At 70.5% G+C, this 12,321-nt stretch carries 13 protein-coding genes and 2 tRNA genes; 4 read left to right on the top strand and 11 right to left on the bottom strand.

Annotated elements, in window-relative coordinates:
- The first annotated feature begins 84 nt into the window (after window positions 1-84).
- Together ACFVYF_RS15745 and ACFVYF_RS15740 are read left to right on the top strand one after the other, a co-directional pair.
- Window positions 85-1,398, top strand: coding sequence for a cytochrome b/b6 domain-containing protein (locus tag ACFVYF_RS15745; protein ID WP_389455755.1), 1,314 nt, complete (start codon window positions 85-87; stop codon window positions 1,396-1,398).
- Window positions 1,399-3,030, top strand: coding sequence for an NADH-ubiquinone oxidoreductase-F iron-sulfur binding region domain-containing protein (locus ACFVYF_RS15740; protein WP_389455754.1), 1,632 nt, complete (start codon window positions 1,399-1,401; stop codon window positions 3,028-3,030).
- Window positions 3,031-3,080: 50 nt separating this feature from the next.
- Here ACFVYF_RS15740 and ACFVYF_RS15735 read toward each other — a convergent pair.
- Window positions 3,081-3,153 (bottom strand) — tRNA-Ala (locus ACFVYF_RS15735).
- A 138-nt stretch (window positions 3,154-3,291) separates the two neighbouring features.
- Here ACFVYF_RS15735 and ACFVYF_RS15730 point away from each other — a divergent pair.
- Window positions 3,292-4,497 (top strand): glycosyltransferase 87 family protein, encoded by a 1,206-nt coding sequence (locus ACFVYF_RS15730; RefSeq protein WP_389455753.1) that lies wholly within the window; start codon window positions 3,292-3,294, stop codon window positions 4,495-4,497.
- Here the strand turns inward: ACFVYF_RS15730 and ACFVYF_RS15725 are convergent.
- From ACFVYF_RS15725 to ACFVYF_RS15715, 3 genes are all read right to left on the bottom strand, one after another.
- On the bottom strand, window positions 4,476-4,709 hold the full coding sequence (locus tag ACFVYF_RS15725) for a hypothetical protein (protein ID WP_121403099.1): 234 nt from the start codon (window positions 4,707-4,709) through the stop codon (window positions 4,476-4,478). The two genes, ACFVYF_RS15730 and ACFVYF_RS15725, sit on opposite strands and share 22 nt — an antisense overlap.
- A gap of 3 nt (window positions 4,710-4,712) precedes the next feature.
- Complete coding sequence (locus ACFVYF_RS15720; RefSeq protein ID WP_389455752.1) at window positions 4,713-4,886, bottom strand: hypothetical protein; 174 nt, start codon at window positions 4,884-4,886, stop codon at window positions 4,713-4,715.
- Window positions 4,887-4,954: 68 nt separating this feature from the next.
- Window positions 4,955-6,319 carry an MFS transporter gene (locus ACFVYF_RS15715; RefSeq protein WP_389455751.1) on the bottom strand — a complete coding sequence of 455 codons (1,365 nt, stop codon included), beginning with the start codon at window positions 6,317-6,319 and terminating at the stop codon, window positions 4,955-4,957.
- A gap of 222 nt (window positions 6,320-6,541) precedes the next feature.
- Here ACFVYF_RS15715 and ACFVYF_RS15710 point away from each other — a divergent pair, with 222 nt between their 5' ends.
- Complete coding sequence (locus tag ACFVYF_RS15710) at window positions 6,542-7,435, top strand: helix-turn-helix transcriptional regulator (protein ID WP_389455750.1); 894 nt, start codon at window positions 6,542-6,544, stop codon at window positions 7,433-7,435.
- 142 nt (window positions 7,436-7,577) lie between these two features.
- On the opposite strand, the gene ACFVYF_RS15705 is transcribed toward ACFVYF_RS15710, so the two are convergent.
- From ACFVYF_RS15705 to ACFVYF_RS15675, 7 genes are all read right to left on the bottom strand, one after another.
- Window positions 7,578-7,650: transfer RNA gene (locus tag ACFVYF_RS15705), tRNA-Ala, on the bottom strand.
- 106 nt (window positions 7,651-7,756) lie between these two features.
- Entirely contained in the window at window positions 7,757-8,428 is a 672-nt protein-coding gene (locus ACFVYF_RS15700) for a histidine phosphatase family protein (RefSeq protein WP_389455749.1), read from the bottom strand.
- Window positions 8,425-8,868 carry a ribosome silencing factor gene (rsfS, locus tag ACFVYF_RS15695; protein ID WP_389455748.1) on the bottom strand — a complete coding sequence of 148 codons (444 nt, stop codon included), beginning with the start codon at window positions 8,866-8,868 and terminating at the stop codon, window positions 8,425-8,427. Before rsfS ends, ACFVYF_RS15700 begins: the two co-directional genes overlap by 4 nt.
- Window positions 8,869-9,043: 175 nt before the next feature.
- Window positions 9,044-10,900, bottom strand: a complete 1,857-nt coding sequence (locus ACFVYF_RS15690; RefSeq protein ID WP_389455747.1) for an LCP family protein — start codon at window positions 10,898-10,900, stop codon at window positions 9,044-9,046.
- 16 nt (window positions 10,901-10,916) lie between these two features.
- Window positions 10,917-11,615, bottom strand: coding sequence for a nicotinate-nucleotide adenylyltransferase (nadD, locus tag ACFVYF_RS15685; RefSeq protein ID WP_389455746.1), 699 nt, complete (start codon window positions 11,613-11,615; stop codon window positions 10,917-10,919).
- Between the two features lie 79 nt (window positions 11,616-11,694).
- On the bottom strand, window positions 11,695-11,859 hold the full coding sequence (locus ACFVYF_RS15680) for a hypothetical protein (protein ID WP_383283668.1): 165 nt from the start codon (window positions 11,857-11,859) through the stop codon (window positions 11,695-11,697).
- A gap of 206 nt (window positions 11,860-12,065) precedes the next feature.
- Complete coding sequence (locus tag ACFVYF_RS15675; protein ID WP_389455745.1) at window positions 12,066-12,227, bottom strand: hypothetical protein; 162 nt, start codon at window positions 12,225-12,227, stop codon at window positions 12,066-12,068.
- Window positions 12,228-12,321 lie beyond the last annotated feature (94 nt).

Below are 12,321 nucleotides of genomic sequence, written 5' to 3'. Positions count from 1 at the left end.
ACTCAAACCTCGTACCTCTCGGTATGGCTCGACTTAGAGTGCGGCTTCGGGACCGCTTCCCCGAACCGTTTGGGAGTACCCCCCATGAACCCTCGTCGCAGGAACAGCTCGCTCCCCCAGCCGGGCCGATCGGCCTATGGGGCGGCGTCGGTTGTCGTTCTGCTTCTCATACCCGTGATCGTGCTCGTCGGAGGTGACGAAGTCAGGGACTTCCTCAACTTCGGCGCCGGCGTGCTGTCACTCGTCGCCCTCACGTGCTCGGTCGTGTGGGGACTGGTCGCCACCGACCGGCTGTTCCTGAACACGCGCCAGCGCCTGGTGGCCCAGGCCGTGCACCGGTCAACCGCCGTCTCCTCGGTCGCCTTCCTCCTGCTGCACGTCTCGGTCAAGCTGGCGCTGGACCACACCACGCTGCTCGCGGCACTGGTCCCCTTCGGGCTGGGCGTCACCGGCACCAACGGCCTCATCGGCTTCGGCTCCCTGGCCGGGCTGCTCATGATCTTCACGGCCATCACCGGTGCGCTGCGCAGCGCCTTCGCGTCCCCCGCCCCGGTCGCCGCGCGCTGGCGTGCCGTGCACATGCTGGCGTATCCGGCCTGGTGCGCCGCCCTGGTGCACGGCCTGTACGCGGGACGCCCCGCGAAGACGTACGTCACCGTGCTCTACAGCCTCTGCCTGGTCGCCGTGATGGGCGCGCTGGCGCTGCGCTCGGCCTCCGGCCCGTTCAAGCGGAAGGTCGCCGACCGGATCCTGGCGATCCTCGGCGAGGGCAGTGGCCCCGGCGCCCGCCTGCCCCGGGAGGAGCGGGAGGCACCCCGTGCCGACGCTGACTCCCGGCGCCAGGGCTTCGGCGGACGCTCCGCACAGCAGTCCCCGCAGGACACCTACGTGCCCCCGCAGCGCATGCCGTCCGCCGGACAGTCGCTCTACGACAACCCGCTTCAGGCCACCATCATGGACGGCGGGCGGAGTGGTGGTTTCGCCGCCGCCTACCGGGCCGTGGGCGGCAGCTCGCCCACCGGGGACCCCCTGACGGACCCCAACGAGCGCATCCAGACCCCCCTGGACATCCAGCCCACGGAGACCATGCCGCGCTACGAGAGCGGCAGCACCTCGGGCAGCTGGCCCATCCCCTCCCCGCCGCCCGTCGGCGAGGCACCCCGCTCGGCGTACGACCCGCTCAACGACACGGGCTACAACATCCCCGTCTACGGCGACCAGACGGGCGCCGGATACGCGCCAGGTGATGTTTACGGCACCGGTGAGTCGAACCCCCTCTCCGGCACGTACAACAGCAATGACACGTACGACAGCGGTCCCACGACTGAAGTACGGCCGGGCGCCTACGAAGCTCCTGGCTCCGGTGAACCATGGAACGCCCCTTCCGGAGGCTTTTAAGTGAACGAGGCCCTGCCCGACGTCCCGGAAGTCCGCGTCGTCGGACTTCCGCAGCTCACGTCGGGTTTCGACCTGGTTGAACGACTCGATCTGCCGATGCACCTCAAGGTCCACGGACCGCTCGAACCCATGGGGGGCGAGCAGCTCGCGGGCCTCGCCGAAGCGATCTCCCTGAAGGGCCGCGGCGGCGCGGGCTTCCCCTTCGCCAAGAAGCTGCGCACTGTGGCGGAGTCGGCCATCAAGAAGGGCATCCGCCCGGTGGTGGTCGTCAACGGAAGCGAGGACGAACCCGCCTGCCGCAAGGACACGGTGCTCATCAACCGTGCCCCGCACCTCATCCTGGACGGCGCCCTGCTGGCCGCGGAGGCCATGGGGGCGCGCACCCTGGTCATCGGCGTGACCCGGGCGTCCACCCAGGCCTCGATGGAAGCGGCCCTGGCCGAACGCGGACTGACCAACCGGCGCGGATCGGCCCTCCGCGCGCGCGTGCAGCGCAATCCCGTACGGATGGTCACCGGAGCGGCCGCCTCGCTGATCCGCTCCATCGACGGCGGTCCGGCCATCCCGCCGGGCCGCAAGATCAGTGCCTCGCAGAGCGGCGTCGGCGGTGCGCCCACGCTCCTGTCGAACGCCGAGACGTTCGCCCAGCTGGCCATCGCCGCCCGCATCGGCCCCGAGCGCTACCGCAACACCGGTCTGTACGACGAGCCCGGCACCGTCATGCTCACCGTCTCCGGCGCGGTCGCCCGTCCCATGGTGATCGAGGTCCCGACGGGAGTGCCGCTGCGGTACGTGCTCCAGCTCGCCGGCGCCCCGCCGCTCCCGCAGGGCGTGCTGACCGGCGGATACCACGGCAAGTGGCTGGACGCGGCGGCGCTCAACGAGGCGATCGTCTCGCGCAACTCCCTGGACGCGGTGGGCGGTTCGCTCGGCGCCGGCGCGATCCTGCCGATCAGCCAGCAGACGTGCCCGCTCGGCGAGTCCCTGCGGGTGGCCCAGTGGCTGGCGGAGGAGAGCGCGGGACAGTGCGGTCCCTGCTACCTCGGTCTGCCCGCCGCGGCCCGCGGTCTGGAGGACATCCTCAACGGCGGCGGCCCGGCCGCCCTGGAGGCCGTGAAACAGGTCGCCAAGTCCGTGAAGCGGCGCGGCGCGTGCTCGCACCCGGACGGCTCGGCGATGTTCATCGAGTCGACGCTCAAGGCGTTCACGGACGACCTCGCCGCCCACGTCCTCGGCAACGGCTGCGGACGGCCCGTGGAGGGCGTACTGCCGCTCTTCGAGGGCGGTCAGCTCCCGACGGGCATCCCGGGCGGCCAGGGGCAGCTGGAGGCCGGTCCCAGCCGCCAGAAGATCTACGTCGACTGGACCCTGTGCCGCGGCCACGGCCTGTGCGCGGACATCCTCCCGGAGGTGTTCGAGCTGGGCGCCGACGGCTTCCCCACCGTCGCGCAGGCGCAGGTGCCCCGGTACGCGGAGGCCAAGGCCCTGCGCGCGGTACGACGCTGCCCGGCGCTCGCCCTGCGTCTCGAGGAGGAGCGGCCTTCCACGCCGACCCGCGACAACCTGCCCGTCCTCTCGCAGGGACGCGGCTCCCAGGGGCGCGGCCGGCGCGCGCTGGGCAGCGGCCGCTGAGTACGACGAAGGCGGGCCACCCTGATCGGGTGGCCCGCCTTCAACTTGTGTGGAGCTAAGGAGAATTGAACTCCTGACCTCCTGCATGCCATGCAGGCGCTCTACCAACTGAGCTATAGCCCCTCGTGGTCATGCGGTGAAGCCGCATATTGACCGTGTCGCCCGGTCTCCCCGGCGGCGACGCCAACATTACACGGTCTCCCGGGTGCTCCACCAAATCGTTTCCGTTCTGTACGGATACGACGGATAGTGTCAGCCTTCGTGACCGTGATCGCACTCCCCCGTGACCGCCGCCGTGCGCCCGTCGCTCTGGGGGCGTGCCTGCTGTCCTTCGCGGCGTTCTGGCTGGCCCAGCGGGCCGCGCACGTGTCGATGATCGACCTGATGGTGTACCGCGCGGAGGGCCGGACAGTCCTCGCGGGCGGCGACCTCTACGCGCTGCGCACGACCGAGGCCCACCTCCCCACGACCTACCCCCCGTTCGCGGCCCTGCTGTTCACTCCTCTGACGCTGCTGGGCACCGGGGTCCTGCGCACGCTGGCGACGGCGGGAAACCTCGCTCTCCTTGTGGGGTTCGTGGCTCTCGCGTTGCGGCTCGTCGGGCACACACGCGTGGAGAGTGTCTGGTGGGTCGCGGCGGCAGCCGTGTGGTGCGAGCCGGTGTGGACGACGCTGCGCTACGGACAGATCAATCTGCTGATCGCCGTGCTGGTGCTGTGGGACCTGACCCGCAGACCCGGACACCGGTGGGCCGGACTCGGCATCGGCCTCGCCGCGGCGATCAAACTCACGCCGGCGCTGTTCGCGGTGTTCCTGCTGGTCACCGGCATGGTGGCGCACAAGAGGCAGCTCTGCGCAGGCCCGTGGCTGCGGCACGCGCGCGGGGCGGCGGCCACCTTCGCCGGTGCGACGCTGCTGGCGGCGGCCGTCCTGCCGTACGACTCACGGCGTTTCTGGTGCCGCATGGTGTTCGAGACGGGGCGGGTGGGTCTCGTCGAGGACACCGGGAACCAGTCGCTGCGGGGGGTGCTGGCCCGGCTGCTGCACTCCCCCGAGCCGGGCCCTTGGTGGATCGGCGCCGCGGTCCTGACGGGCGCGGCGGGGCTCGCCGTGGCGGTGGCCGCGGAGCTGAGCGGGCTGCGGTCGTGGGCGACGGCAGCCTGTGCGGTGACGGCACTGCTCGTCAGTCCGGTGTCGTGGTCGCACCACTGGATCTGGTGCGTGCCCATGGTGCTGGTCGTCGCGACGCGCAACCGAGCGGCAGCCGTGAGTACCGGACTGGTCTTCTGCTCGTACGCGCTGTGGTGGGTGCCGCACGGTCCCGGCCGACTCGAACTGCACCAGAACGGCGCCGAGTTGACGTTGTCGGCCCTCTACGGGGGAGCCGGTTGTGTCTTTCTGATCCTGACCGCAGCCAGGGTGCGGGCGTGCCGGTTCCAGCGGCTTCAGGCTGTCGCGAACGAGTAGAACCGCTTCAGGGTGCAGTGCTCGTCCAGGAGCCGTCCGTAGATCGGCTCGCCCTCCAGCTCCCGATAGGTCTCGATCGGGTCGCCTTTTATGATCAGCGCCCGCGCGCACTCCTCGCACCAGTACTGGTAGTCGTGGTTGAGCGGTTCCATGTCGCGGACGATCGGTGTGCCACTGCCGCACCAATCGCACTTCCGCCTGTGTGCACCCATCGATCAGCTCCAGCTGTGGCCGCAGGCCGTGCACACGTAGGAGATCCCCCCGTTGTCACCGAGCACTTGGGCGACATGGGCCGAGCCGCAGGAAGGGCAGTCGAGGAGGGTGGCTTTCTTCCGTATCACTGCCGCTTCGAGGAGATGGTCGGTCTCCCCGAGGATGCTCGCAGGCATCGCTACTCCTCCCGTCGGGCCGCGCCCCCTTCCGGCCGTTTGATTCTGCCACGGCCGGGCCAATACGGTCAGCGACGCCTGCGTACCAGTCCGGACACGGCACCCAGGGTGGCCGTCGCGGCCAGCGCGTACATGCACGCGAGGAGCGCCTCCGCAGATGTATACGCCCCGGGAGCCCCGAGTGACTCAAGCCGGTTCAAGAAGAGGGTGCCGAAGACCGCGACACCGGTCAGCTGACCGAGCTGGGTGACCGTCGCGAGCAGTCCGCTGGCGTCCGCCGCGTCCTCGGGCCGCACCGTGGCCAGGGCCCTGGTGAGAGTCGGACTGAAGCTGAGCGCGAGACCCACGCCCACGCCGGCGAACGCCACGTACAGCCAAAGACCGCCGTTGCCGCCGTCCCGCAGCACCCACCCTACGCCCGCCACGGAGGCCGCGGCGATCGCGAACCCGGCGGGAATCAGAGCCCGTTGCCACACGTCGGGCCAGGATCGCCACGTCAGACCGACCACCCCGAAGGCCACCGCCGTCGGCGTGAAGATCAGGCCCGCGTGCAGGGCGGTGTGGCCGAGGCCGCCCTGAAGGTGCAGGGTGAGCGCGAACAGGAAGCCGCCGTTGACCGCCATGACGGCCGTGATCCGGAAGATCGCGAGACCGATGCCGGGGTGGCGCAGCACCCTGGGCGCGATCAGCGGCGCTCCGCCGCGCCGCGCGAGCCGGGACTCGTACGCGCAGAACAGGGCGAAGCAGAGGACGGACGCGGCGAGCGACAGCCACGACCACAGCGGCCAGTCCTCCTCCTGACCGAGCACGAGCGGAACCGTGAACAGTGAGACGGCGGCGGCCAGCAGCGCCAGGCCCGGCAGGTCGAGGCCGCGCGCGCGTTCCGGCGCCCGTGCCGCGTCACGCGGCAGCACCCGGCTGCCGACGGCCAGCAGGACGAGGCCCACGGGCACGTTCACGAGGAACACCGGACGCCAGCCGGTGCCGAACACGTCGGCGCTGACGAGAATTCCGCCCAGCACCTGGCCGGCCACGGCGCCGGAGGCGATGACCGCCGCGTACGCGCCGAGTGCCCGGGCCCGGGCGTCGCCCACGAAGGTGCGCTGGATCAGGCTGAGCACCTGCGGGATCATCAGCGCGGAGCCGGCGCCCTGGACCACTCGGAAGGCGATCAACTCGCCCGTTCCCTGGGCGAGTCCGCACGCCAGCGAGGCGACCGTGAACAGCGCGAGCCCGGCGAGGTGGACGCGGCGGTGGCCGAGCAGGTCGCCGAGGCGTGCGCCGGTGATCAGCAGGACGGCGTACGCGATGGAGTATCCGGCGACCACCAGCTGCAGACCCGCGCCGGACGCGTGGAGTTCGGAACCCATCGTGGGCATGGCGACGTTCACGATGATGACGTCGAGCATCGCCATGAACTGGGCCGAGAGCACGACCGCGAGCAGTCGGCCGGGCCGATTGTCAGTGCCAGGGTCTTTACTGGTCGCAGGACTTGGACCGGCTTGCGGACCAGGCCCTGCGGGGGTTGTCGTCGTCATGTTCCGACCCTGACGGCGACTGCATACGGGTAACGAGAGCCCACCGATGCTGGTACTGACAGCACCTGGCAGCGGACGGGTCCGGCACGGAGTATGGACACGGGGGATGTGAGGACGATGGTCACGACGCAGCGTCGCAGGCCCGAGCTGGCCGCCTTTCTGCGCACACGGCGGGCTCGGGTGACACCGGCCGACGTGGGAATGGCGCCGGGCTTCCGGCGCCGTACTCCGGGGCTGCGCCGCGAGGAGGTCGCCCAGCTCTCGGGCGTCGGCGTCACCTGGTACACCTGGCTGGAGCAGGGCCGCCCGATCAACGCCTCGCCCCAGGTCCTGGACGCCGTGGCCCGCACGCTGCGCCTGGACCGGCCGGAGCGCGAGCATCTGTACCACCTGGCGGAGGTGCCCTACGAGTCCGGGCCGGAGAGCCTCGCCCAGACGGTGGGCCCGGAGATCCAGAACATCATCGACGCCCTCGACCCGCATCCGGCGGTGGTCTACAACTCGCGGTTCGACGTCCTCGCCACCAACCCCGCCTACCGCGACCTGTTCATGGTCCCGGCGACCGCCCTGATCGGCGTGCCGAACGTGCTGTGGACGCTGTTCGCCGTGTCCGAGGCGGCCTGCCCCCTGGTGTACCGGGACCGGGAGCTGCCGCTGATGGTGGCCACGCTGCGTTCCGCGTACGGGAGACACGTGGGCGAGCCTGCCTGGGAGGACTTCATACGCAGGCTGTCCGCCATGAGTCCGTACTTCGCCGAGTTGTGGGCGAGCGGAGAGGTCATACCGCCGGGGCCCCGCGTGAAGACGTTCCGGCACCCGGCGGTGGGCGAGATGCGCATGACCGCGGTCTCCCTGTCCATCGACGGGATGCCGGAGTGCCGCATCGTGGCGTACTCCCCGGATGACGAGGTGGCGAGGGAAAGGGTCGCCCTGCTGCGGAAGGGACGGGAGCCGCTGTGGCCGCCCTCGGACGCCATGGAAGTCAAGGCACTCTGGGCCCGGACCTCCTGAGACTCTCCTGAGAAGGAGCGGAGAGGTGGGGTGCGGCAGCCGGCGGCGCGGGCCGGCACACGAAAAATCCCGCTCCCTGACGGGAACGGGATCTTCATCACTGATCAGTGCTGATCTTTGACAACTCAAAAGAGTTGATCTGTGGAGCTAAGGAGAATTGAACTCCTGACCTCCTGCATGCCATGCAGGCGCTCTACCAACTGAGCTATAGCCCCTTGCGTTCTTCCCGCTCGGCGGGCGAACAAGAAGAACTTTAACCGGTGACCTGCCGGAAAGTGAAATCCGGGTCCCGGCCCCTCACGAGCACCGTGGGAGGGGTGCTCAGTCGTCGTCGCCGAGCACGGGTTCGGGCAACGTGCCGGCGTTGTGCTCGAGCAGCCGCCAGCCTCGCGCGCCCTGGCCGAGGACCGACCAGCAGCAGTTGGAGAGCCCGCCGAGGCTCTCCCAGTGCTGCGATTCGAGGCCGAGAAGACGCCCGATGGTCGTACGGATGGTGCCGCCGTGGCTGACCACCACGAGAGTGCCGTCCTCGGGGAGCTTTTCGGCGTGCCGCAGCACCACGGGAGCGGCGCGGTCGGCGACCTCGCTCTCCAGTTCGCCGCCGCCTCGGCGGATCGGCTCACCGCGTTTCCAGGCCGTGTACTCCTCGCCGTGCCGGGCGATGATCTCGTCGTGCGTGAGCCCCTGCCAGACGCCCGCGTAGGTCTCGCGCAGGCCCTCGTCGTGCGTGACCTCGAGGCCGGTGAGGACGGCCAGCTCGGCGGCCGTGTCGGCGGCCCGCTTGAGGTCGGAGGCCACGATCGCGTCCGGCCTCAGGGAGGCGAGCAGCCGGGCGGCGCGGCTCGCCTGGCCGACACCGGTCTCGGTGAGCTCGACGTCCGTGGTGCCCTGGAAACGGCGCTCGACGTTCCAGGACGTCTGGCCGTGCCGCCACAGGATGACGCGGCGGCCCCGGCCCTTCTTTCCTGCGTCGGCACGCGAGGGGGCGCTCACCGCAGTTCCCCGAGTTCGGCGGCGTCCTCCTCGGCCTGCAGGTCGGAGTGCTCCTGGGCCTTGCCGCGCGTCGCTTTGGCGTCGGCGGGCAGCTCCAGCTCGGGGCAGTCCTTCCAGAGCCGCTCCAGGGCGTAGAAGACACGCTCCTCGCTGTGCTGGACGTGCACCACGATGTCGACGTAGTCGAGGAGGACCCAGCGGGCCTCCCGGTCGCCCTCGCGGCGTACGGGCTTGACGCCGAGCTCCTTGTTCAGCCGCTCCTCGATCTCGTCGACGATCGACTTGACCTGGCGGTCGTTGGGCGCGGAGGCCAGCAGGAAGGCGTCGGTGATCGACAGCACGTCGCTGACGTCGTAGGCGATGATGTCGTGCGCGAGCTTGTCGGCGGCCGCCTGCGCGGCAGTGGTGATGAGCTCGATCGAACGGTCAGTGGCGGTCACTACGAAGCTTTCGGTCGGGAACAGGGGTCGGCTGGGGGTGCGGGGTCGCCCCCGCGCGTCACAGCCAGTCGGCGGTCAGGAACCCTCACGCGTCACCTCAAGGGTCTCACGGTCCGCCGACGACACCCCACGTGATTCCGGGATCACGCCCCGGACCTGCCGGGGCGTGATCCGGTCACGACGACGTCTTGTAGTCCTGGCCCAGCACGACCGACACGTCGGCGCTGGACGTGACCTTGCCCTTCTTCACGGAGCTGGTCGGCAGACCGAGGGTCTTGGCGACCTCGACCGCGTCCTCCTTGCTGTCCGTGTCGGCGTAGGTGATGCGGGACACGGCCTGGGCGGTGCCGGAGGTGCCTGCGTCCAGGAAGGTGTAGCCGCCGTTGACCAGGACGACGCGGGCCTTCTCGGTGGCGTCCTTGTTGCCGGTGCCGTTGGTGATGCCGACCCGGACGGCCGCGCCCGCCTCGGGACTCTTCGCGGCACCGCCGAGCAGGTCCTTGACGACGCTGTCGCTGGACTGGGCGCTGAGGGTGCCGTCGGTCTGGACCGGCAGCAGCGCGGTCTTGTAGTCGCCGCCCTTGGCGTGGTCGGCGAGCTTGGCGAGGAAGGAGCCGAGGTCCTTGTCGTTCAGGGAGGGGTCGAGGATCTGGGCCAGCGTCTGCACAGTGGTCGTCGCGGCCCCCGAGTCGGAGGACAGCTTGCGCAGCACGCCCTGCATGACCTGGCCGAAGCGCTCCAGCTGCGCGTTCTGGGCCTCACCGGAGGCCTGGTAGGTGGCGTAGGCGACGGCCATCTTGCCGTTGAGGGTCTGGTCGTCGCCCTTGTGCACGAGGGGTGCGGCGCCCTTCTTGGACGACTTGGCCGCGGGGTCGGGCACATCGGCGTTGGTGTCGATGTCGATGTTGCCGACCAGCTCGACGAGGTTGTTGAGGTAGGGGGTGTCGAGGCGCCAGGTGCCCTCGATGTCGGTTCCCAGGACCGTGTCGATCGCGTCGCGCGTGCCGGAGGAGCCGTCGTCGTCGACCGACTTGGCGAGGGTGGTCGTGCTGCCTGAGTCGTCCGACAGCGCAAGGGAGTTGGGCAGCAGGACGGTGGCGCCCTGCTTGGTGGTGGTGTTGTCCACGAGGAGGGCCGTGGAGGTGCCGCCCTCCTTGGTGTTGTGCAGATGGACGACGATCACGTCGCGGTTCTGGGCGGCGGCGGACGTGGTGGTGCCGGACTTGCCGTCGGACGAGGTGCCGGGCAACTGGCCCGCGTACCAGAGGTAGCCGACGCCGCCGGCCGCCACCAGGGCGACGGTCACGACCAGGGCGACGACGCGGCCGCGGGCCCGGCGCTTGGCCTCCTCGCGGCGCTCGGTGCGGTTCTCGGTGAACTTCAGCCAGTCGATGACGTCTTCGGAGTCGCCGTCCGGATCCTCGACGAAGGCGAACTGCTCGGTGCGGTAGTCACGGTCGGCCCTCGGCTCGTCCTCCTCTGCCGGGCCGGCCTGCTGCGGGATGTACGCGGTCTGCTCGGCAACCCGAGGCTGCCGGCCGGTGCGCGCGGTCTGTCCGAAGGGGTCGAACCCGGCAGCGGTCCCGCCGGCTCCGGTCCCGGTCCCGGCCGCGCCGGCGCCGTACGGGTCGTAGGAGCCGTAGGAGGTGCCGGACTGCCCACCGTTGTCGTACGGCGGCACGGGGGCCTGTTGCCCGGTGTCGTACGGCGGCACGGGGGGCTGTTGCCCGGTGTCGTACGGGCCCACAGGGCTCTGCTGACCGGTGTCGTAGGACGGCGCGGCCTGCTGCCCGCCGGTGTCGTACGAGGGGGCCGGGGGCTGCTGACCGGTGTCGTAGGACGGGCCGGTGCCCTGTCCGCCGGCCGCGTACGGGTCGTAGCCATAGCCCTGTTGCTGCCCGTAGGGGTCGTAACCCTGCTGCTGGGGAGGCTGTTGCTGCGGCACCTGTCGGTACACAGGCTGCCCGAACTCGTCGTAGCCGACGAGCTCGTACTGGTCGCCGCCCGCGTATCCGTCGTATCGGTCGTTCACCGGTGCCCCTCTCGGCTCACTCGCCGCGGTACAGCTCGCGCTTGTCGATATAGCGCACCACACCGTCCGGCACCAGGTACCAGACGGGGTCGCCCTTGGCGACCCTCGCACGGCAGTCTGTGGACGAGATGGCGAGCGCGGGGACCTCGACGAGCGAGACACCGCCCTCGGGAAGACCCGGGTCGGTCAGCGTGTGACCGGGCCGGGTGACCCCGATGAAGTGCGCGAGGGAGAACAGCTCTTCGGTGTACCGCCAGGTGAGGATCTGGCCGAGCGCGTCGGCGCCCGTGATGAAGAAGAGGTCCGTGTCGGGGTTGAGCGCGCTCAGGTCGCGCAGGGTGTCGGTGGTGTAGGTCGGGCCGCCGCGGTCGATGTCGATACGGCTCACCGAGAACTGCGGGTTCTCGGCGGTCGCGATGACCGTCATCAGATAGCGGTCCTCGGCCGGGGCGACCTTGCGCTCGGTCTTCTGCCACGGCTGCCCGGTCGGCACGAACACCACCTCGTCGAGGTGGAACTGCGCGGCGACCTCGCTGGCCGCCACGAGGTGTCCGTGGTGGATCGGGTCGAACGTTCCGCCCATGACGCCGAGGCGGCGCTTGCCCGGATTCGACGGGCCGTTGCCCGGGCCCTTCGCCGTGCGGATCACCGCGCGGTGCTCGGCGCCACCGTCCGTGCCATTCGCCGGACCGGTGGGCATGTCCTGCTCTCCCATGCGTGCAGACCCTACCGGCCCGGCCGACGGGCTCCGGCCGAGAGGTCCTCGCGCCCGGCCCGGCGGCCCGGGGACGGACTCAGCGGTCCCGGTTGAAACGGGTGGTGATCCACAGCAGCAGAAGCAGCACGAACAGCGCGCCGCCGCCGGTCAGGTACGGGCTGAGGCTCTCGTGGTTGCCGCCGTGCTTCTCGCCCTCGGCGGCGAGGGAGACCATCTGGGCAGCGGTGCTGTGGAAGCTCATCTTCGGCAGAACCTATCCGGTGTGGGCGGGATAAAGACGTCCGGGCCATCGTATGCGGGGGCCGTGGCGCGCATCACGCCGACTCCGCCGTTGGGGACGCCGGTTGCCGCGGAGGGGCCGGGCGGCGCGGACCGGGGCGGTCCCGCGAGTGGCCCGAGAGAGGCCATCGCCTGGGCCGGCGCCTCAGCTGCGGCGCGGCGACGCGCTCAGTCGTCGTCCTGCCGGTAACCCCGCAGCAGGAACCACGCGAGCAGGACGATCCCGACGGCCGACACGATCAGCACAATGCGCAGCAGGTCACCCGGCCCGTGCTGGTCTGCCGCGCTCGCGGCCTCGGTGAGCCAGGCGGCTGCGGGGATGTGCTCCATGGGATCGCTCCTTACGGTGTGCTGCCCCGTCACCGTATCTCCGCCTAGGCTGGACTCCGCTTCGGGGGCACATAGGGCAATCAGACGCATGGGG

Source organism: Streptomyces sp. NPDC058274 (assembly GCF_042881375.1).
Taxonomy (GTDB): domain Bacteria; phylum Actinomycetota; class Actinomycetes; order Streptomycetales; family Streptomycetaceae; genus Streptomyces.
The sequence above is the reverse complement of the archived record's forward strand: the minus strand, read 5'-3'. Positions and strand labels throughout refer to the sequence as shown.

Excerpts from the sequence above, each read along its gene's own strand:
- ACFVYF_RS15680 (WP_383283668.1), bottom strand. The coding sequence starts at position 11,859 with ATGAGCTTCCACAGCACCGCTGCCCAGATGGTCTCCCTCGCCGCCGAG.
- nadD (WP_389455746.1), bottom strand. The coding sequence starts at position 11,615 with ATGGGAGAGCAGGACATGCCCACCGGTCCGGCGAATGGCACGGACGGT.
- ACFVYF_RS15720 (WP_389455752.1), bottom strand. The coding sequence starts at position 4,886 with ATGCCTGCGAGCATCCTCGGGGAGACCGACCATCTCCTCGAAGCGGCA.
- ACFVYF_RS15710 (WP_389455750.1), top strand. The coding sequence starts at position 6,542 with ATGGTCACGACGCAGCGTCGCAGGCCCGAGCTGGCCGCCTTTCTGCGC.
- ACFVYF_RS15725 (WP_121403099.1), bottom strand. The coding sequence starts at position 4,709 with ATGGGTGCACACAGGCGGAAGTGCGATTGGTGCGGCAGTGGCACACCG.
- ACFVYF_RS15675 (WP_389455745.1), bottom strand. The coding sequence starts at position 12,227 with ATGGAGCACATCCCCGCAGCCGCCTGGCTCACCGAGGCCGCGAGCGCG.
- ACFVYF_RS15745 (WP_389455755.1), top strand. The coding sequence starts at position 85 with ATGAACCCTCGTCGCAGGAACAGCTCGCTCCCCCAGCCGGGCCGATCG.